Annotated in this window: 21 protein-coding genes; 6 read left to right on the forward strand and 15 right to left on the reverse strand. The window is 64.0% G+C overall.

Annotated features, from left to right (window positions below):
* Positions 1 to 49: 49 nt before the first annotated feature.
* The 6 genes from flhB to flgB form a co-directional block, all read right to left on the reverse strand.
* On the reverse strand, positions 50 to 1129 hold the full coding sequence (flhB, locus tag NLM31_RS28980; protein ID WP_254194472.1) for a flagellar biosynthesis protein FlhB: 1080 nt from the start codon (positions 1127 to 1129) through the stop codon (positions 50 to 52).
* A gap of 9 nt (positions 1130 to 1138) precedes the next feature.
* Positions 1139 to 1909 (reverse strand): flagellar biosynthetic protein FliR, encoded by a 771-nt coding sequence (gene fliR, locus NLM31_RS28985; protein ID WP_254194473.1) that lies wholly within the window; start codon positions 1907 to 1909, stop codon positions 1139 to 1141.
* 17 nt (positions 1910 to 1926) lie between these two features.
* The gene (gene fliQ / locus NLM31_RS28990) at positions 1927 to 2190 is read right to left on the reverse strand and encodes a flagellar biosynthesis protein FliQ (protein ID WP_254132567.1); all 264 of its coding nucleotides are present in this window, start codon (positions 2188 to 2190) and stop codon (positions 1927 to 1929) included.
* A 102-nt stretch (positions 2191 to 2292) separates the two neighbouring features.
* Complete coding sequence (gene fliE, locus NLM31_RS28995; protein ID WP_200473261.1) at positions 2293 to 2601, reverse strand: flagellar hook-basal body complex protein FliE; 309 nt, start codon at positions 2599 to 2601, stop codon at positions 2293 to 2295.
* Between the two features lie 17 nt (positions 2602 to 2618).
* The gene (flgC, locus tag NLM31_RS29000; protein WP_254194474.1) at positions 2619 to 3044 is read right to left on the reverse strand and encodes a flagellar basal body rod protein FlgC; all 426 of its coding nucleotides are present in this window, start codon (positions 3042 to 3044) and stop codon (positions 2619 to 2621) included.
* A gap of 18 nt (positions 3045 to 3062) precedes the next feature.
* Positions 3063 to 3467, reverse strand: coding sequence for a flagellar basal body rod protein FlgB (gene flgB / locus NLM31_RS29005; RefSeq protein ID WP_254132569.1), 405 nt, complete (start codon positions 3465 to 3467; stop codon positions 3063 to 3065).
* Positions 3468 to 3828: 361 nt separating this feature from the next.
* Here flgB and NLM31_RS29010 point away from each other — a divergent pair, with 361 nt between their 5' ends.
* Both NLM31_RS29010 and fliP read left to right on the forward strand, forming a co-directional pair.
* The gene (locus NLM31_RS29010; RefSeq protein ID WP_254194475.1) at positions 3829 to 4821 is read left to right on the forward strand and encodes a flagellar biosynthetic protein FliO; all 993 of its coding nucleotides are present in this window, start codon (positions 3829 to 3831) and stop codon (positions 4819 to 4821) included.
* Positions 4818 to 5594 carry a flagellar type III secretion system pore protein FliP gene (gene fliP / locus NLM31_RS29015; RefSeq protein ID WP_148778219.1) on the forward strand — a complete coding sequence of 259 codons (777 nt, stop codon included), beginning with the start codon at positions 4818 to 4820 and terminating at the stop codon, positions 5592 to 5594. Before NLM31_RS29010 ends, fliP begins: the two co-directional genes overlap by 4 nt.
* Positions 5595 to 5618: 24 nt before the next feature.
* Here fliP and NLM31_RS29020 read toward each other — a convergent pair whose 3' ends face one another.
* From NLM31_RS29020 to NLM31_RS29040, 5 genes are all read right to left on the reverse strand, one after another.
* Positions 5619 to 5852 carry a hypothetical protein gene (locus NLM31_RS29020; RefSeq protein ID WP_254194476.1) on the reverse strand — a complete coding sequence of 78 codons (234 nt, stop codon included), beginning with the start codon at positions 5850 to 5852 and terminating at the stop codon, positions 5619 to 5621.
* Positions 5853 to 6040: 188 nt separating this feature from the next.
* Positions 6041 to 9832: a tetratricopeptide repeat protein gene (locus NLM31_RS29025; RefSeq protein WP_254194477.1), complete on the reverse strand. Its 3792-nt coding sequence runs from the start codon at positions 9830 to 9832 to the stop codon at positions 6041 to 6043.
* 253 nt (positions 9833 to 10085) lie between these two features.
* Entirely contained in the window at positions 10086 to 10280 is a 195-nt protein-coding gene (locus NLM31_RS29030) for a hypothetical protein (protein ID WP_254194478.1), read from the reverse strand.
* Positions 10281 to 10316: 36 nt separating this feature from the next.
* A complete protein-coding gene (locus NLM31_RS29035; protein ID WP_254194479.1) occupies positions 10317 to 11090 on the reverse strand; it encodes a tetratricopeptide repeat protein in 774 nt (257 codons plus the stop codon).
* A gap of 141 nt (positions 11091 to 11231) precedes the next feature.
* Entirely contained in the window at positions 11232 to 11879 is a 648-nt protein-coding gene (locus tag NLM31_RS29040; RefSeq protein WP_254194480.1) for a FecR domain-containing protein, read from the reverse strand.
* Between NLM31_RS29040 and NLM31_RS29045 the strand changes: the two genes are divergently transcribed.
* Together NLM31_RS29045 and NLM31_RS29050 are read left to right on the forward strand one after the other, a co-directional pair.
* Positions 11878 to 12120, forward strand: coding sequence for a hypothetical protein (locus NLM31_RS29045; RefSeq protein ID WP_254194481.1), 243 nt, complete (start codon positions 11878 to 11880; stop codon positions 12118 to 12120). The two genes, NLM31_RS29040 and NLM31_RS29045, sit on opposite strands and share 2 nt — an antisense overlap.
* 150 nt (positions 12121 to 12270) lie before the next feature.
* On the forward strand, positions 12271 to 15012 hold the full coding sequence (locus NLM31_RS29050; protein ID WP_254194482.1) for a VCBS domain-containing protein: 2742 nt from the start codon (positions 12271 to 12273) through the stop codon (positions 15010 to 15012).
* 57 nt (positions 15013 to 15069) lie between these two features.
* Here the strand turns inward: NLM31_RS29050 and NLM31_RS29055 are convergent, their stop codons facing one another.
* From NLM31_RS29055 to fliL, 4 genes are read right to left on the reverse strand one after another with little or no spacing between them, the layout of a single operon-like run.
* Positions 15070 to 15828 (reverse strand): MotE family protein, encoded by a 759-nt coding sequence (locus NLM31_RS29055; RefSeq protein ID WP_254194483.1) that lies wholly within the window; start codon positions 15826 to 15828, stop codon positions 15070 to 15072.
* Between the two features lie 9 nt (positions 15829 to 15837).
* Complete coding sequence (locus NLM31_RS29060; protein WP_254194484.1) at positions 15838 to 16284, reverse strand: DUF6468 domain-containing protein; 447 nt, start codon at positions 16282 to 16284, stop codon at positions 15838 to 15840.
* Positions 16281 to 17483: a flagellar motor switch protein FliM gene (fliM, locus tag NLM31_RS29065; RefSeq protein WP_027534776.1), complete on the reverse strand. Its 1203-nt coding sequence runs from the start codon at positions 17481 to 17483 to the stop codon at positions 16281 to 16283. The genes NLM31_RS29060 and fliM overlap by 4 nt, the downstream gene beginning before the upstream one ends.
* A gap of 29 nt (positions 17484 to 17512) precedes the next feature.
* On the reverse strand, positions 17513 to 18013 hold the full coding sequence (fliL, locus tag NLM31_RS29070) for a flagellar basal body-associated protein FliL (protein WP_254132578.1): 501 nt from the start codon (positions 18011 to 18013) through the stop codon (positions 17513 to 17515).
* Between the two features lie 384 nt (positions 18014 to 18397).
* Between fliL and flgF the strand changes: the two genes are divergently transcribed.
* Positions 18398 to 19162, forward strand: coding sequence for a flagellar basal-body rod protein FlgF (gene flgF, locus NLM31_RS29075; RefSeq protein ID WP_254132579.1), 765 nt, complete (start codon positions 18398 to 18400; stop codon positions 19160 to 19162).
* A gap of 16 nt (positions 19163 to 19178) precedes the next feature.
* Complete coding sequence (gene flgG, locus NLM31_RS29080) at positions 19179 to 19967, forward strand: flagellar basal-body rod protein FlgG (protein WP_027534779.1); 789 nt, start codon at positions 19179 to 19181, stop codon at positions 19965 to 19967.
* Position 19968 lies beyond the last annotated feature (1 nt).

Consider the following 19968-nt stretch of genomic DNA (forward strand, 5'->3'; position numbering starts at 1 on the left):
CGTACGCTGATTCCCAGTTTACAGCCATTTCCGGTACTTTTCGGGGGTTTTATTGCCGCGCGGCGCTGAAACCGCGCTTCAGCCGGATGACGTAGCCGATGACTTCGGCGACCGCATGGTAGTGCTCGACAGGGATTTCCTTGTCGATTTCGGCGGTGGCGTACAGCGCGCGGGCCAGCGGCACGTTCTCGACGATCGGAATGTCGTGCTCGCGCGCGATCTCCCGGATCTTGAAAGCGAGATTGTCGACGCCCTTGGCGACGCAGATCGGCGCCGACATGCCGCGCTCGTAGGACAGCGCCACCGAATAGTGGGTCGGGTTGGTGATGATCACGGAGGCCTTGGGAACCGCAGCCATCATGCGCTTCTTGGAGCGCTGCTGGCGCAACTGCCTGAGCTTGCCCTTGATGTGCGGGTCGCCTTCGGACTGCTTGAACTCTTCCTTGATCTCCTGGAGCGACATCTTCTGCCGCTGGAACCAGCTGCGATACTGGAAGAAATAGTCGCCGATGGCGATGATCGCCAGCGCTGCGACCACCGCGCCGAGCAGATGAACGGTCAGGCTGGTAATGGCGCCCATCATCGCGGCCGGATCGAGTTTGACCATCGCCTCCATGCGATGCCGCTCTGGCCACAGGATCGTGGTCATGACCACGCCGAGCACGATGAGCTTGCCGATGCCCTTGAGAAAATTGGCGCCCGCCTGCTTGCCGAAGATGCGCTTGAAGCCGGCAGCGGGCGAGAGCTTGCTGAATTTGGGCGTGAGGGATTCCGCCGACCATACCAGCCGATGCTGCAGCATGTTGCCGGCGATGGCCGCGATCACCAGCATCAGGAGCGGCACGCCGACCGCCGCCAACACCGCGACCTCGATCTGCTGCATCAACGCGAGCAGGTTCCCGCCATCAGTCTTGATCATCCAGGAATTGGCGAGCAGGTTGCGCAACGGCGTCAAGAGGCCGCTGCCGACCGAGCCGGAGAAGGTCGAAACCACGAGCGTGCCGCCCGCGATCATGAACCAGGTGTTGATCTCCTGGCTCTTGGCGACGTCGCCGCGTTCGAGCGCCTGTTCGAGGCGCTTTTGCGTCGGGTCTTCTGTTTGACTCTCTGGATCGTTGTCTTCCGCCATCGATCTCTCTTATTTCAACGGAAGCATCTGGTGCATGACACCGATGAAGTAGTCGAGATAAGTGCCCATCATCGCCGCAAGCACCAGGGCCAGCACCATGAAACCCACAAAGATCGACAGCGGCACGCCGACGAAATAGACCTGCATCTGCGGCATCAGCCGCGCCAGCACGCCGAGCCCGATATTGAAGACGAGGCCGAACACCAGGAACGGCCCCGACAACTGCAAGCCAAGCAGAAACGCGGCCGAGAAAGCCCGCGTGGCAAGCGAGGCGATGTCGCCGCTCGACACCGTCTCGCCCGGCGCGAAGATCGCGTAGCTGTCGTTCAACGCAGCGATCACCAGATGATGGCTGTCGGTGGCGAACAGCAACGTCACGCCCAGCATGGTAAGGAAATTGCCGACCAGAACACCCTGCTGCCCTTGCGTCGGATCGACCGAGGTCACGAAGCCCAACCCCATCTGCTGCGCGATCACGGCGCCGGCGACCTGGAGCGCCGACAGCGTCACGCGCGCGATCGCGCCCAGCACGATGCCGATCACGATCTCATGCAGCATCAGCACCAGCATCGGCGCGAGCGAACCCATGTCGACCTGATAGGCGTTGCGATGCAGCGGCAGGATGATCAGCGTCAGCAGCAGCGCGATCGACAGCTTCACCCGCGTCGGGATGTTGGTCTCGCCGAGCCCCGGCAGCAGCATCACCATCGCGCCGACCCGGGCGAAGGCGAGCATGAAGGCCGCGGCAAGCGCCGGCAGCAGCGAGACGTCGATGCGCATGGTGGGCGCATTGTGCCTTACCCGCCGATGATTCGCGACGAGATCCGCATCATGTGGGAATGGAGCGCGTCGGCCATGAACGGCAGCGCCAGCAGCATTGTGGCGAAGATGGCCAGGATCTTCGGCACGTAGACCAGCGTCTGCTCCTGGATCTGGGTCAGCGCCTGGAACAGCGACACGATGACGCCGACCACGAGGCCGACCACCATGGGCGGCGACGACACGATCACGATGGTCCAGAGCGCATCGCGCGCGACGTCGAGGGTCTCGGGTCCGGTCATTGCAGAATTCCGTTGTTGGTTGTCTTGATGGCTGCGAATGGTGAGTAGCGAATGGCGAATGGGAGCAACTCCCCACTCGCCATTCGCTACTCACCGCTCTCGTCAGATCGGCATCTTCATGATGTCTTCGTAGGCCGCGATCACGCGATCGCGGACCGAGACCAGCGTGGACACCGCGACGTCGGTGTCGGCGACCGCCGTCACCACATCCATCACGTTGGCCTTGCCGGAGGCCATTGCGACGGTCTGCGCGTCCGATTTGCGGCCGGATTCCATGACGCTGCCAACCGCGTCTTTCAGCAGCGAAGCAAAGGACTGCCCGCTCGCCTCGCTGCCCTTGCCGGCGCCGGTGTTTTCCAGCACGCGGGCAAGGTTGGCATAAGCATTGGCCGCGATTGTCGGTGTTGCCATGGCCTAGGGTTTCCTGTTCAGCTCTTGAGGATGTCGAGCGTGCGCTGGATCATCCGGCGCGTTGCACTGATGATGTTGACATTGGCCTCGTAGGACCGCTGCGCGTCGCGCATGTCGGTCATCTCGACCACTGAATTCACGTTGGGATACTTGACGTTGCCGGTGGCATCCGCCGCCGGATTGCTCGGCTCGTATTTGACGCGGAAGTTGGACTGGTCGGGCTTGATCTTGCCGAGCGTCACGACCTGCGCGTCGAGCGCACGGTCGAGCGCCGAGGAGAACGTCGGCACCTTGCGCCGATAGGGATCGCCGCCCGCGGTCGGCGCGGTCGAGTCGGCATTCGCGATGTTTTCCGAGATCACCCGCATGCGCCCGGCCTGCGCCCGCAACCCGGAGGTCGCGATCGCCATCGAGCGGGCAAAGTCACTGCTGTCGTTCGCCATGATGCGGCTCCCCTAGCCCTAGCCCTTGCCGATCGCGGTCTTCAGAAGATGCAGGCTCTTCGAGTAGAGCGAGGTGACGGCCGCATAATCCATCTGGTTGTTGGCGGACTTCATCATCTCCTCCTCGAGATTGACGGCGTTGCCCGCCGGACGGGTCTCGAAGCCCGCATTCTTGTTCTGGTCGAAGCTCGAGGCCGCGCCTGACGGCGTCATGTGCGAAGCGCTCGTGACGGCCATGGCGAGAGGCCCCATCGAGCCCGCCGGAGCGCCGGTCTTGTCGAATTTCGGCTCGACCAGCTCGCGCGGGCGGAAATTGGGGGTGTCGGAATTGGAGACGTTCTCGGACAGGACGCGCTGGCGTTCCTGGTGCCACTGCATCTTGGTGCGAAGCGCCGACAGCACCGGAAGATCGTTGATGGACATCGTTGCGGCTCCTTCCGCCTCTTGCGGACCCCAAGTGCGGAGTGTGGCCCGAAGCTAGGCAGAATTTGCCGCGTGTATGGTTAACAGGTGGTTAAGGCGAGGCAGATGCGTGTTTCCGATTGAGACACGCATTGTGTCCCCCCGTGATTCTACGCATTCCAAAAGCCGTATTAACCCAACCGCTTGGCGGCCCACGCACAGGCCAAGAAGTCGTTTTGGATCGGGCGATTCATAGGTTATTAAGGGTTGGGGACGGCAAAACTTGCCGCGGAACGTTAAGAGATCGCAGTTTTTGGGGCATCGCACGCCGGTGGTTGGCTGACCATGGGCACGAGAGAAGCGCCATTTACCGGGGACAGGTATGAACGGTAGCCCTATCACTTTCATCGTCGCGTTCATCGTCGTGCTGGCGTTGATCGGCGTCGCGGCGTGGCTGGTCCGCCGATTCGCGACCACCCGGCTCGGCGCCAACACCCAGCGCGGCAGGATGCCCCGGCTTGCCGTGATCGACGCGGCCGCCGTCGATGGCCGCCGGCGCCTGGTGCTGGTGCGCCGTGACAATGTCGAACATCTCCTGATGATCGGCGGCCCGACCGACATCGTCGTCGAACCGAATATCGTGCGCGCCGCAGCCGGCCGCGACCAGATTCCGCAGCGTCCCAGCGCCGCCGAGCCGCCGCGCCTCGCCCCAATGCCCGATGCCGGCAGCTGGGCCGACGAAGCGCCGCGCCCCGAAGTGCTCGACCATCCCGAGCCGCAGATGCCCGAGCCGCCGCCGCGGCCCGCACGTCCGCCCTTCGCCGACGAAGTCCGCCGGCCGGCGCCCGCTCTGGCCGAACGCCGCAGCGAACCGGCCCTCGGCAGCTTTTCGCCGGAACCGATGCCGCCGCGTCCCGAGCGTGAGCCCCGCCCCGAGCCGATGCCGCCGCGCGTTGCGCGCAGCGAGCCGCCGTTGATGCCGCGCCCGCCGCGCGCGAGCGAGCCGGCCAAGGTGCCGCCGGTGCGTGCCGAGCGCGCAGCCGCGCCACCGCCTCCGCCGCCCGTGCCGCAGGCCCCGCCGGGACTACAGGCTCCGCCCGTTCCGCCGCCGGCCCCTGCCGCCGCGCCGTCGAGTGCCGAGCAAAATCTCGCCGAGATGGCCCAGCGCCTCGAGGCGGCGCTCCGTCGTCCGGCCGGCGAGACCATCGCCCCGCCGGTTGCGCCGGAGCCGCCCGCCGCTCCGCCGCGCGCCGCCCGCGTTGAGCCGCCGGCCCCTCCCGCGCCGCCGGCCAGACCGGCTCCGGAAAAGACCAGCTTTGAAAATCTCGAAGACGAGATGGCCTCGCTGCTCGGCCGTCCGAAGCCGTCTTCGTGAGGCTGCCGTCCTTCCCGCGTAGAGTTCTTGTCCCTTCTGTTCTGATCGCCGCGGCCTTGCTCGCCACGGGTTTGCTTGCCTCGCCTGCGCATGCGCAGGACATCAGCATCAATCTCGGCGGCGGCGGTGCTGGCGGTGGCGGCGTCACCGAGCGCGCGATCCAGCTGATCGCGCTGCTCACGGTGCTGTCGATCGCGCCGTCGATCCTGATCATGATGACGTCGTTCACGCGCATCGTGGTCGTGCTGTCGCTGCTGCGGACCGCGATGGGCACGGCGACAGCGCCGCCCAACTCGGTGATCCTGGCGCTGGCGATGTTCCTCACCTTCTTCGTGATGGGACCGGTGCTGCAGAAATCCTACGACGACGGCATCCGCCCGCTCGTCGCCAACCAGATCGGCGTCGAGGACGCGCTCCAGCGCGCCTCCGTGCCCTTGCGCGGCTTCATGCAGAAGAACGTGCGCGAGAAGGATCTGAAGCTGTTTCTCGATCTCTCCGGCGAGCCGCCGCCGGCGACGCCCGATGAGCTTGCGCTGCGCATCCTCGTCCCCGCCTTCATGATCTCCGAGCTGAAGCGCGCCTTCGAGATCGGTTTCCTGCTGTTCCTCCCGTTCCTGATCATCGACCTCGTCGTCGCCTCGGTGCTGATGTCGATGGGCATGATGATGCTGCCGCCAGCGACGATCTCGCTGCCGTTCAAGCTGATCTTCTTCGTGCTGGTCGACGGCTGGTCGCTGGTGGCGGGAAGCCTGGTGCAGAGTTACGGGGGGTAGTCGCCGCGATTTCCGCAGGCCCCCTTACTTCACGTCATACTGCTTGCTGAGGTGATCGCCGATCTGCACCAGCATGGCGACGCTTTCGGGAAAGCCGGGCTTGGCGCGCGTCGCCTGGTCGGCATCGGCGCGGAACTCCCAGCTGTCGCCGTCGCGGACGATCGAGATGGACATGCCCTCGGGGCCGTCGGTATGGACCTTCAACTCGGCACGCGCCATGGCGATGAGTTCGGCTTCGGTCTTGGCAGGCTTGCTCATATCGTCGCTCTCCCGGCGTGAAGATACACAGGTTGCCGTCTCGCCCGGCGCCTGTCGAGAGGCCAGAAGTAGCAGGGTTCCTAAAGCGCGATACGCGCTTTAGGTTATTGTTTGAGCATGATCTCCGCGCAAACGCGTTCCGCGTTTGTCGCGAGGGAAAACCGCGGCGCACTTTTCCGGATCATGCTCTATCGCGTCATCTTGATCTGCCGCACGACCGGAATCGTCGGCAGCGAGCCGGTATGATCGGTCTCGTCCTTGGCCTGCGGGGCGGCCGGTGCGCGGGCGGTGGCGTCGGGGAAGCGCTGCTTCATCTCGCGGAGGAAGCCATCGAGCGTGTCGACGCTTGCGGCGAGTTTTGCAATGTCGGCGAATTCGGCGCTGGACGCCGCGGCCGGCTTGCTGGCGATGTCGAAGGCGAGCCGGTCCGCGCTCTCGCTCATCAGGGGTGCGTATTTCTCGCGGAAGCGTGACAACCCGATCGAGTCGTCGGCCAGCGCATAGCCGACGGCGGCGCGGATGATGTCGCTCTTCTCCACCGCATTGAGCGGCTTGAAGTCGCGGAAGCGGTCGCCGTAATAGAGCTCGATCTGTTCGGCGGATTCGCGCCAGCGACGACCTGCCCAGAAGATGTCGGACCGCAGCCGCAGCACCTCGCGGCCACTGACGTTGGAGACGATGTCGAGTGCGAGATCATGGCGGCCGACGTCGCTCTGCGCGCGCGCTTCCAGCAGCAGGCGTTGCTGTCGCAACTCGCCGGAGAGATCGCTGATGCGGCTCGCGCGCAGCGCCGTGATCGCCATGTCGGGCTTGCGGTTGGCGAGGTAGATCATGGCAAGGCGCGCGGCGACCTGCGCGCGCGCGGCACCTTCGAGGCGGTGGTCGACCTGGTATTGCAGCAGCTCGGCGGCCTGGTCGAGCAGATCGATCGAGGCGAGACGATCGGCCAGGCGGCGGATCAGCTCGTCACCGCGGCGGCCGATCGGCGTCAGCTCGCGGAACTCATAGAACATCCCGAGCGCCTCGACCGGCGGCAGCTCGTCGCCCTTCGGCCCCAGGAAGATCTGCGTAAACAGATCAGAGGCCAGATCCTGCGCCTGGCGCGAGGCTTCCGCATTCGGCTGCAGCTTGGTCGCGGTCCGCGCCGCGGTGAGCGCATCGCGATAACGCCCATTCTCGGAATAGAGCTGCGACAGCATCTGCAGCGTCTTGACCTCGATCGCGTCACCGCGCCACGTCATCGACAGCGTCTCGAGCTCCTTCAGCGCGTCTTCCTTGCTGATCTCGTCACGCTTCTGCCGCAGCGCGACCTCGAGCTGCTTGGCTTCCGCCGCTGCCTGCCGGTCATTCGAGGCGCCCGCGAACTTGTAGTCGTCGAGCGCGTCCTTGTCGTGGCCGAGCGCCTCGGCGAGCCGGCCGCGCAACACGGCAAAGCCGGGCGCAGCTTCCGGCGACACGCCGACCACCTCGATCTCGCCGCGGCGCTTGGAGGCGCCGGCATAGTCCTTCACCTCGAGCGAGGCGCGCATCGCATCCATCGTCACGATGCGCTGGATGTCGAGCGGCAGCGAGGCGATGGCGAATTCGACATTCTTGAACTTCTCGCGGGCATCCGCCCATTTGCCCTGGCGCGCATAGGCGAGCGCCTTCCAGAGCTGCGAGTCGTGGCTGTTGCCGATCACGGGATTGGCGAGATCCTTCAGGCCTAATGCAGGCCGTCCGATCAGGATGCTCGAGATCGCATGCACGATCAACGCGCCGCTCTCCTCCTTGTTGAGGGGATCGCTCAGCATCAATTCGGTCACGGACTTGGCTTCGTGATACATCGCGCGCGACATGTAGAACTGCGCGAGGTCGAGCCGCGGCAGCGAACGCTGTGCCGGCTCGACGGCGGAGATCGCCGCAATCAATTCGCTCTGGCGCGTCCAGAACTCTTCCGACTGGCCCTTGCGCCAGCCCTCGGGATTGAAGACCGGCCGCACCGCAGTCGGTGCGCGCTCGGCCGAAACGTCGACCGGCGACAGCGTCAGGCCGCCCTTCTTGCCGAGGATGACCTTGTCCGATCCGACCTCGACGCCGACCTCGTCGGAGTTCGGCCGGATCGCGATGCCGTGGGCAGATTCCAGCAGCGAGAGATCGACGAGATCCTGCCGCTTGATGAAACCGCGAACCGGCCGCTGCGCGGTGACGACATAGAGCATGTCGCCGGCGTCGGGATCGGTGAGCTTGTGCATCAGGCCCGGATTGGCGAAGGGGATCGCGATGTTGGCGAGCGCGGGATCGGTGATGTTGCGCGACATCATCAGCGGCAGCGGCGTTGCCTGGATCTTGTCGGCGAGCGTGAGCAGCCAGTTGGTCTCCTTGCCGACCTCCTCGCTGGTCAGCGAATAGACCAGCGGACGGGTGAGACGGATGCGCACCGCCTGCCCCTTCTCGAGCGGCATGCGGCTGACCTCGCCGATCATGGCACCGCCTTTGGTGCGGATCGCTTCGACGTCGATCGGCTTTGGCGAGTCGAACACCAGCCACACCGTGTCGCCGCGGCGGAACGCGGCGGCGGGCGTTGAGACCTGAAGCGGGAACGTCACGCTCAGGCCGTCGCTGTCACGCCGCGCATCGACACTCGCCGCAGCGGGCGGTGGCGAAGCTTGGGCTTCGACGGGCGCAGCCTTGGACGTTTCCTTAGGCGTTTCCTTGGTCGCTTCCTTCGGTGCTTCCTTGGCAGCTTCCTTGGGCTCTTCCTTAATCGGTTCCTTCGCGGCTTCCTTCACGGCCTCTTTGGGCGCTTCGGTCACCACGGGCTTGGCAGGAGCGGCAGGCACGGCGGCTTCCGTCGCGGGTGGCGCGGGCTTGGGCGCTTCCGTGACGCGCGGAGCTTCGGTCGAATTTATTGCCGCTGCCGGCTTTGGCGCCTCGGCGGGCGGCATCGCCGCGGGCGCTTCCGGCTTCACCTCGGGCTTCACGTCAATTTTGGCTTCGCGCGCGATCGTCTCCGAGGTCGGCGGCTTGATCTCGCCATGGGCGTCCTTCGGCTTTGCGGCCGCCGGCTTTTCAGTGGCCGACGCCGGCCCGTGACCGCTGGCTTCGGCCTTCGCGATCGCCGCTTCAGGTGTTGCCGCCGTCTTGCCCTTGTCGGGCTGGAAGGCGATGTCGACGACGTAGTTCTTGTCGTCGCGGAAGGAGTGCACGTCGGAATCGCCGATCAGCGCAATCTCGACGCTGGTCTGGTCGATATCGGACTTCTGCTTGATCGACGCGACGTTCGGCGGCGCGGCGACGACGGCATCTGCAAGGTCGAAGCTGAGATTGGCGTTGAAGGCGAGCGTCAGCTTCTGCTCGTTGAGCACGGAGGAGACACCGACGCCGTCGGGCATCTCGAACACGAAGCGCACGAAGGTCGGCTGCATCGAGGCGCGCACGCGGATCGGCGGACGCTTCTTGCCTTCGGCCGCCGCGCGCTGGGCGCGCAGCGCGCGTTCGGCAGCGCGCGCGCGCTCGGCGAGTTCCTTGACCACCTCCTGAGGCAGGCTGGGCGGCGGCCCCTTCCAGCCTTCCGGCATCAGATCGACGAAGGTACGCTCGCCGGCATTCATGGTGTTGACGGTGACGCGACGCGCCAGCGACAGCCTGATCGCGCTGCCGTCGGGATCGCGCCGGGCCGAGTTGACGTAGTCGGGTGCGCCTTCCGGCACCCGGTCGACGGGAACGTCAACGGGACGATCGAAGCGGATGATGAGGATGGAACCGGCGGTCGTCACCTCGGAGGGCACGTCTTCGCCGAGCTTGATCACGAGACGGGCAAAACCACCGCCGGCTGAAAAGCTCGCCTCGCCCCGAACCGTATCGGCCGCTCGGGCACCATGATGAAGGCCGATCAGCAGGCAGGCAGCCAGCACGGGTGCCTTGCTAATATGACGCGACAGCGCCTGCGCCAAAGCGCGGGCTCGCGACACAAATCCAGCGGCAGCCTTCTGCGCCATTGGCGGCATTTCTTCCGGTTCGGCGGGTCATGCCGGCACTGGCGCCGGCCCGTGCCGTCGACTGTAGGTTTTGCCAATTAAGGACTTGTTAATGCTGTAATGAGGACTTGATCGCGCACAGGGGGACGCGACGCCTCGCTCGTGGACCGAGACGTTCGCGCGCCGAATCTGGGAAGCAAAGGGTTAAGGAGGTGTTAACGCCCCGTCCTCGCGCGCACCGTCATCGGCCGCGTGGGCGCAAAAAGACGGCCAATCAAGCGCCGCCATTGGCCGGCAAGAAGCTTATCTCGCCTTGCGCTTCGCGAACTGACTGCATGCTCGATCGCTCTTCCGAGATTCGACTCTCGATGTACTCACGCTCGAGATCCGTCAGCTGCGTGTTCAACAACCGCTGATAGCGGCGAATGCTGTCGTCGTGAGCTCGAATGAGCGCGAACCTTGCATCCATATGCACCTCCGATTCGTTCCGCGTGACCAGGCCAACTCAGTCGGAAGCGACGCCAAAACGTGTGAACTCGTCGCCGATGTTCCCCTGAATTGTCTTGGCTGCCGAAATGTCGGCATCCCCGCCAACCCCGTCGCCTTGCTTCAGTTTGGCAAGCCCGCGGCCAAAAAGCGCGCTGGCCAATGCCGGGGCAGCTCGCAGGGCAGAATTGTAGTCGTTGATCGCGGCGCCGAATTCACCCATCTTCAGGTGGATTAGTCCGCGCGAATCGTACACGGCAGCGCTGGTCGATCCCGATTGAAGCGCTCTGTCGCAATCCTCCAGCGCCGCCTGCCAGGCGCCGAGAACGGCCCGGGTCCAGCATCGTCCGCTCCATGCGGACTGCAGGTCGGGCTGGAGGCGAATTGCCTCGTCGTAGTCGCGCGCCGCGCGCTGGTGGTCCTTCTTCTTCAGATAGGCTCCGGCGCGGTTGACGAAGGCAGCGCCGTAGCCGGGATCGAGCTTGATCGCACTATCGAAGGCTTCGATCGCGAGTTCAAATTCGCCTTGCCTCAGATGAGCCACGCCGCGGTTGTTGAAAGCCTTCGCGTATGTCGGATTGAGTGTGATCGACTGATCGAAATCGCGGAGCGCCCTGTCATAGTCGCCCCTTGCGGTGTAGGCGTTGCCGCGATTGTTATAGGCGATGGCCAGAGCTGTGGTCGGACCTTGACGCGCCTCTATGAAAGCCGTGCAGGCGTCGATCCGGGTATCGAGCGGGGTGGCACCGGTCCCGTTGCATAATTCGATCTTGCTGAGATAGCTGTCCTTCACCTTGGCGTTCTGGGCTGCGACCGGCAGGCCGACCAACAGCAAGACGACAAGTGCGATTCCGCCTTCAGCGATGGAGGACCTTGCTTCCATGTCAGGCTCCCGATCTTCTGAGATCTGGCGATGGCACGGTTAGCACCAATTCTAGCAGCCGCGGCAAATGTTCAGATTGAGCCTGTGCTCGACCCTTTGCTCGGCTTTGGGCGCCCCCGCTGCGCCGGACTTCTTCGTATATTTGTTCTTGCCCTCTTCGATGAGAGTGGAGAATCTGGTGGTTCCGTCGTCCGAAATTTCGACGTGAGGTGTGGTCCCTCGAATGCCCATCGTGGCAACCGGCGTTTCGATCTTCATGTCGCCGGTCTTCGCAACCTGGCCGGCAACAAAAACGAACGTCCCCCGGGTCAGATTGAAAACCGTCGAATTGGACTTCCCAGTCGGGTCGTAGACATATTCGTCCAGCGTCATGTGGGCGTTGCTCGACAGGTTGAACGAAGTTCCATCGACAAAGTTGATGCCGACCCGTCCGTCGGCACCGGTTCGGACCACATCGCCCGAATAGACGGGATCTCCGATCTTCGTCTGGATGGCGTCGCCCGCGACGTTTGCCTGGACAATGGCGGCACCCGCATGCTCGATGATGACCGAGCCATCGGCCGCCACAACTTTCCCGATTGGCGTTGACGCCGAGTCCAGCACGGCACGACGCGGAGAATCGCTCTGCGCCTGGACTGCGCAGGCGGCCTGCGCGAGGACGAGACCTGCCACGAGAATAATCGTTGCACGAGTGCCCATGGCTTCCTCCTCTAGAAAAGATATCGTCCTTGAGCATCCGAACGGCTTGGACAGCGTCGGTGAAGCCATCGCGCATCATGGCAGACCCGTCACAACAAGCCACGACAGGCAAAATGGTTATTCCGGCTTAATCCGAATGGCTGATCGCGGTGCCCAAAAGAGCCACTATCCGCGCCCGGCAATTTCAAACAGCTTTTCTCAAAGCCGTGGCATCCGGCAAACGACAGCAGTTCTGCCGTGATCCGCCTGGGCGGAATTCTCGGAGACCACGGCCTTTAGCGGGCCTGACTGACGTTGCCGGCACAAAATTGTTCCCGATCGCGTGACGCGGCAAGCCGGCCAAGGTACGGCGACGGCTGCGGCCGACTGTTCGGGCAATCGGGGTTGAACAATGTTCGGCACGTCCACTGCAAGGCACGGGGACGAGCGCGAAGCCGCCATGGCCCGGCACCGCCAAGTGAAGACTGCGAAGAGCGGCGCTCTTGATGCGCCCGCTACCCAGATTCGTGAGCGAGCCTCTGCGGGGGGCTTCGGGATGCTGTCGCTCACGGCATTGCTCCTCTCGATGATCAAAGAGGTCGAGGCGGCAGACCCGAACGTAACGTTCCTCGACGACGATACGATTGCGTACAAGGACCTTGCGCACGGCGCGTTCGAGCTCACCACCAAGGAGGCCATCCCGCGGCACATCATCGTCGAGGATCCCGGACAAACGGTCGTCCTGAGTAAGGTCGGCTCCGGGGTTTCCGTGAACCAGCTCGACAACAGCGCGACGCGCATGGAGGAGCTGCGGGCGGTCCAGCAAGAGGCGCTCGAAAATTTCGCGAAGGGATATGGCACGCATGGGTCCGGCACCCCTCCGTTCGTCAAATCTCTGCCGCTGGAGCCGATCCATTTCATAGCGCCCGACGCACCCGCGGCGCCGAACACACTGCCAGCGGTGCCCGTCATCATGATGCCCGAGATCATGATCGTGAAGACGCCGCCGACCTTGAATGCTCAGGCGCCCCCGCTTGAACTCGACACGGCCGTGTTTGACGTCTTCACCGCAACGAGGGGAACGTTCAGCGCCAGCAGTTCCAGCTCCAACGCCGCGCTGACTTTCGCCATCAGCGGAGGCGCTACGGGCAATACCGTGCTGGATGGAGCAACCTACGACGTATCGAAGACCAGCGCTTATGGCACGCTTTATCTGAACAGTACGACTGGCGCCTATGCCTTCGTTCCCGACAATGACGCGATCAACGCGCTGAAGACGTCGACCACCGATAGCTTTGTGATCGCCGTGTCAGACGGGTCGCTTTCGGCACAGCAGGTCTTCACGATCAACATCAATGGCGTCGACGACGCGGCGATCATCTCCGGCGTGACGACCGGCACATCGATCGAATCCGGCGGCGTCGCCAATGCCTCGTCCGGATCATCCGTCACAACCGGCAAGCTCTCGGATGTCGATGTCGACGACCCCGCCAACACTTTCACGGCCGTCAATTCGCCGACGCCGAGTGCACACGGCTACGGCACTTTCACGATGACCGCCGATGGCGTCTGGGCCTACACGCTCGATCAATCCAACAGCGCAGTACAGGCGTTGAACATTGGCCAGACGCTGACCGACACTTTTACGGTGACGAGCATCGGCGGGACCCCGCAGTTGATTACCATCACGATCAACGGCTCCAACGATGCTGCCATCATCTCCGGGACGGCGACCGGCACCGTAACGGAAGCCGCGTATGGGAATCGCGGGACACCGACCGCAACCGGCAGGCTCACCGATACTGATGTCGACAATACTCCCGACAGCTTCACGCCGGTGACCTCGCCAAAGGTGAGCGACCACGGTTATGGCAGCTTCCAGATGACGGCAGACGGCGTCTGGACCTACCTGCTCGACAACGCAAATTGCGCCGTCCAGGCGCTGAACGCCTGCGATACCCTGACGGACACCTTCACGGTGACCACCATCGACGGCACTGCGCAGGTGGTGACGATCACCATCCGCGGCACGAACGATCCCGCCATCATCCACGGCTGCACCACTGGCTCGGTGACCGAGCCCGACTGCGAGGAACGAGGCAAGCCGACGGCGAGCGGCAGACTGACCGACACCGACGTCGACAACCCGCCCAACACATTCACGCCGGTCACTTGTGCGACGCGGAGCGCGGGCGGCTACGGCACCTTCACGATGACCGTCGCTGGCGTGTGGACCTACACGCTCGATACCACCAACTGCGCCGTAAAGGCGCTTTCTTCCTGTGACACATTGACCGACACCTTCACGGTCACCACCATCGATGGCACGGAACAGACGATAGCGATCACAATCCACGGTGCCGACGATCGCGACCATTTCGGTCACGCGGCGGCTCACGATGCCGCCGCCCCGTCCCATGCTACCGCGATCCCCGAAGTCAATACGGCTGCAGATGGTTTGGCCGCCGTTCAGACGGCGGCTGCGAGCACCCACGACGCGCGCACCGGTGACACCGCTGTCTCCGGCGAAAGTCCGGATGATGGCAAGATCAGTTCACAGGACAGTTGCGATGCCCATTCTGGCGAACACGAGTGGAATCTTCTTGCCGGTAGTTCCAGAGACGACCATTTCGTCTTTGCCTCGACATCAAATCCCGGTGCGGCGCGCCCTGATATCGTCTCTGCATTCAAGGTAGACTCTGATCGCATCGACCTGACGGCTCTCGGCGTCGACCGCAGCATCCACTTCGGCACAGGTCCCATCGAGACGTCACACCATGAAAATCAGTTGCTCGAGCATCATCACCGGGACCCGACAGGCGAGAACGACCTTCCTCGTGTTGCCTGGGTTCGCCTCGGCGACTCCTTTCATTTCAAGCAGCCAGCCCCAGACGGTTCGGGTGTCCTTGCGCCCGAGCCGAGACACGCGGCGGCCGAACCCCACGCCACCGAGGATGGCGCTTTGCATGACCACCGCTCAGGGTCCGGCGCAGGATTGGATGATCCCTCGGACCCGTCCGGTCATCACCAACATGCCGGCGTAATCCATGGATTCGGGGCGGCGCCGATACCTGAACTGTCCCCGCCGCATGTTGATCCAGCTCACGGGGCAGGCTCAACTCACGCCCTCGTACCGCACGATCTGATCGTGTGATGCCCGCAGGGCGACGGTGTCAATGTCGCCTTCTCGCGCTCCGCGCCTCTCGAGCCCTCAATTCGGCTTTTGCGTCGGCTTGCCGTCGATCTTGGGAAGATCACTGGCGGAGGCAGCCTGATCGCCGCCCCCATTGGCGCGGCGGGCCATTTCGACGGTCAGCCGCTCGGCCGCTTCCGACGACATCAGTCCCAGGATGTCGGACATCTTGCGCGGGGCGATCGCCGAGGCGATCTCGATCAGCACACCCATTTCCAACCGGTCGAACACCCGCGCCGCGTCCTTGGGCTTCATGCCCTCATACATGGTCACGAGGCCCTTCAAGCGCTGGGCCTCGGCGGCCTTCTGCTCGGCCTGGGTCGCGGTGATGCGGGATTCCACCGCCTTCATCTCCTCGACCTTGTCCTCGATGCGCTTCTCGGCCGACTTCAAAAGGCTCTCGCGGATATCGATCTCGCGCTGACGGGACTCGATCTCCTGGCGGCGCGCCTGCAACCGTTCCAGGATCGCGCGCTCCGAGGCCGAGACCTGCGGCTGGGCTTCGTCCATCTTGACCGGGGTGCCCTCGAACTTGGTTTCGGGCGCGGCCGGCTTCGGCGCCTCCTTCGGCGCGCCATGCGTGGAGCCGGTGATGTCAGGGTCCTCGCCCCCGGGAAAATTCAAATTCTCCTGCGCCCAGGACTTCTTCACCTGCTTCGGCTGGTAGTCGAAGACATAGCCGCCATTGATCACGAGCCCCGCCACTTTCAGCGTGGCGAGACCTGCGACCGCAACCAGGACGACCGGAATGACGCGGATGTTACGAAAGGACTTCATACCCTGACTTTATGCGGCGAGACCGTTGGACCTTCGGCGCTCGGAGAACGCTTCGGCGGCAGCGGCCACCGCCTTCGCCGCCGACGGCTTGGCGACCGGGGCGGCCGCGGTTTCCGGATTCGTGACGGGGCGCGCCGCGATCGCGATCTTGGAGAGGCGACGCACCACGTTGTCGGCTTCGCCGAGCTGCTTGTGGAGCTGGTCGGACATCTGCGTGGCGGCGGCAAGCTGGCTGCCGAGATTCTCGTTGACGTCGCGCACCGCGAGCTTGAGCCCGCCGATCGCGCGCTCGGCGATCTCGGTCGCGGTGATGAGCTCGCCGATCACAGCCTTCAGCGAATGCTCGTCCGCCTTCAGCCGCGTCAGCCGCTTGTTGAGCAGGATGCAGTAGCCGATCGTGAGCATCAGCAGGATAGCCACCAACGTCTCGATCGCCATTCCCAGAGAGTGGTTCATGGGGCCTCCATCAGCTTGTTCTGTTCGTCCACCTTCTCGAACATCGCAAGTGTCGTACTTGGCTTGCGCAAGGGTTTCGTCACGCGGATCGCAACGCGTTCCCCGACCCGGCCCATGCGTCCTTCGGTGATCGTGACGTCGCCGCAGCGCACGGTGACATTGGCATCGGCGCGCATGTCGAGCGGCAGCGTGTCGCCGACCTTCAGCCGCATCAGCTGCTTGAGCGGAATGTCGGCCTCGTAGAGCACGGCGTCGACGGAAATCTCGGCCTGCACGATCTCGGTGGCGAAATGGCCTTCCCAGATCGGGTCGCGGCCGAACTTTTCGCCCATGAACATCTGGAGCAGGACGGCCCGGATCGGTTCGATGGTCGCGTAGGGCAGCAGCAGTTCGATGTTGCCGCCGCGATCTTCCATGTCGATGCGCAGGCGCACCAGGATCGCGGCGTTGGCGGGACGGCTGATCGCGGCGAAGCGCGGATTGGTCTCGAGCCGGTCGATCGTGAAGGTCACCGGCGACAGCGGCCGGAACGCCTGCTCGGCATCGGCCAGCACCACCTCGACCAGGCGCTTGACCAGCTCGGTCTCGATCGTCGTGTAGGGCCGGCCCTCGATGCGGAGCTGGCTCGAGCCGCGGCGGCCGCCGAGCAGCACGTCGATCATCGAGTAGATCAGGCTGGAATCGACCGTCGCCATGCCGAAATTGTCCCACTCCTCGGCCTTGAAGACCGAGAGCACGGCGGGCAGCGGGATCGAGTTCATGTAGTCGCCGAAACGCACCGAGGTGATGCGGTCGAGCGAGACTTCGACGTTGTCGGAGGTGAAATTGCGCAAGGAGGTCGTCAGCAACCGCACCAGACGGTCGAAGACGATTTCGAGCATCGGTAGACGCTCGTAGGAGACCATCGCCGAATCGATGATCGCGCGGATGCCGGAATGGTCGTCGAGCGTGACGTCACCGACGGTGAAGCCGAGGAGATTGTCGATCTCCTCCTGCGACAGCACCCGCTCGCCCGAGTTCTTGCCGTTGCCGAGATCGCGGCTGCCGTCCTCGACCATGGCCGCCCATTGCAGGGCCATGGTCTCCGAGAGTTCGTTTTCGGCAGCAGCCTTCGCGGCCTCTGCGGGATCCTCGGAATCGAGCGACGCCTCCCATTGGGCGGCAATCGCATCCTGGTCCATCTGCTCGTTGCCGGCCATGACGCTAGCCCGTTACCTTCTCTGAACCGTCACTGGAGCACGACTTCCTTGAACAGCACCGCGCTGACCTGGATCGGCGCGACTGCGGCGTTGACGCGCTTGGTCAGCTCTTCCTTGAGGCGGAAGACGCCGGCGGAACCGTTGAGGTCGGAGGAGCGGAGCTCGCGCACATAGGTCTGGAAGATGTCGGTGACCCGCGGCATCGACGGCTTGATCGCCTCGATCTGCTTCTCTTCCTTCAGCTCAAGCACGATCTTGAGCTTGAGATATTGCACGCGCTCGCCGGGCGCACCGGCGAGGTTGACCATCATGTCGGGCACTTCGACGAAGGCCGGCGGTTTCGGCGGGGGAGCGACCTCGGCATGATGCTCGTCTTCGCCATGACGGAAGAACAGGAACCAGGTTGCGGCACCGCCGCCGAGCACGACCAGCGCGCCGACGATGATCAGGATCAGCTTGAACTTGCTTTTGGGGGCAGCGGCTTCCGCGCCTTCGGCGGCTCCGCCGCCTTCCGCTTCATTCTCTGCCATGATCGTCCGGGCTCGCTCATCTCAAAAGGATCGAAAGAGCGAAGCCTCCTGGCAGACAGTGACGCGATACAAATGCCCCAGCGCAAAGCGCTCCTCTTACAAGCAAACGCTACGGTAATAATGGTTAACGGAACCTTTCGATTGGGCCTCCGCTAGGAAAAATCTGCCGGGCAAACATGGCTAACAGAACCTTTCTGCCTCCCGCCCGCGCCGCCGAAAAATCGACAACCCATTGGAATTTAACACCATTTCAAGTTGGCACGGCTTTCGCTGAGAGAGGGGCGAGACCGAACGGTTTGGGAGAACCCGACGGTCTCGTTCACGGGATCGGCCAAGGCGCTTGGGAGAGCGAAATGGCAGATCTCACGCAGGGGAGATCTACCGATGCAGAATGCGCTTCTGATCGGCTTGTCACGGCAGATGACGTTGGAACGGCAGATGGATGTCATCGCCAACAACGTCGCCAATGCCAACACCAACGGCTTCAAGGCCGACCATTCGCTGTTCGAGGAGTACCTCAACTCGAACGCGCATGAGGACAATTTCGTCGGCTCCGACCGCCGGGTCTCCTATGTGCAGGACCGCGGCACCTACCGCGATGTCGGCCAGGGGCCGATGGAGGCGACCAACAACCCGCTCGACATGGCGATCAGCGGCAACGCGTTCTTCGCCGTGCAGGCCAATGGCGCAGAGCGCTACACCCGCGACGGCAAGTTCGCGCTCAGCAGCACCGGCCAGCTCATGACCTCCGACGGCAATCTCGTGCTCGGCACCGGCGGCCCGATCGTCTTCCAGCCGACCGACCACGACATCAACGTCGCCGCCGACGGCACCGTGACCGTGCTCGAAGGCACGGCCAAGACCGACTCGATCCGCGGCAAGATCCGCATGGTGGAGTTCGACGATCCGGCCAAGCTGACCAAGCTCGGCGCCAATCTCTACGGCGCCGGCTCCGCCAACCAGCAGCAGACCACTTCCAAGTCCACCCTGCAGCAGGGCTACATCGAGAAGTCGAACGTGAATTCGGTCGGCGAGATGAGCCGCATGGTCGAGGTCATGCGCAGCTACACCGCGATCGCCAACCTGCTCCAGCAGCAGAGCGACCTCCACAAATCGGCGATCGAAAAGCTCGCCGACGTTCCGGCCTGATTAGGGGACCACTGACATGCAAGCGCTCCACACCGCTGCGACCGGAATGGCGGCACAGGAACTGAACGTTCAGGTGATCTCCAACAACATCGCCAACCTGCGCACCACCGGCTTCAAGAAGCAGACCGCGGCGTTCCAGGACCTGATCTACGAACACGTCCGCCGCGTCGGCGCGCAGGCCTCGGACCAGGGCACCATCCTGCCGGTCGGCGTCGATATCGGCGGCGGCGTCAAGACCGTCGGCACCCCCCGCAGCATGACGCAGGGCACGCTGTCGCAGACCGGCAACGACCTCGATCTCGCGATGTCCGGCGAAGGCTTCTTCAAGATCCTGATGCCCGACGGCACCTACCAGTACACCCGCGACGGCACGTTCCAGATGGACAACCAGGGCCGCGTCGTCACCGCGCAGGGCAATCCGGTGCAGCCGACCATCACGATCCCGAACAACGCCTCGGGCATCACCGTCAACGAGCAGGGCCAGGTGTCGGTGACGCTGCCGGGCTCGTCGAGCAACACCATTCTCGGCCAGATCGGCGTGACCCGCTTCATCAACAAGGCGGGCCTGCAGCCGGTCGGCAGCAACCAGTTCACCGAGACGACCTCATCCGGCGCGCCGCAGGACGGCACCGCGAACTCCGAAGGCTACGGCAAGATCACGCAAGGCAGCCTCGAACAGGCCAATGTCGACGTCGTGTCGGAGATGAGCGACCTGATCGCCGCGCAACGCGCCTACGAGATGAACGCCAAGGTGATCAGCGCCGCCGACCAGATGATGCAATCGACCACGGCGCTGTTCCGCTGAG

It is taken from the genome of Bradyrhizobium sp. CCGUVB4N, assembly GCF_024199945.1.
GTDB lineage: Bacteria > Pseudomonadota > Alphaproteobacteria > Rhizobiales > Xanthobacteraceae > Bradyrhizobium.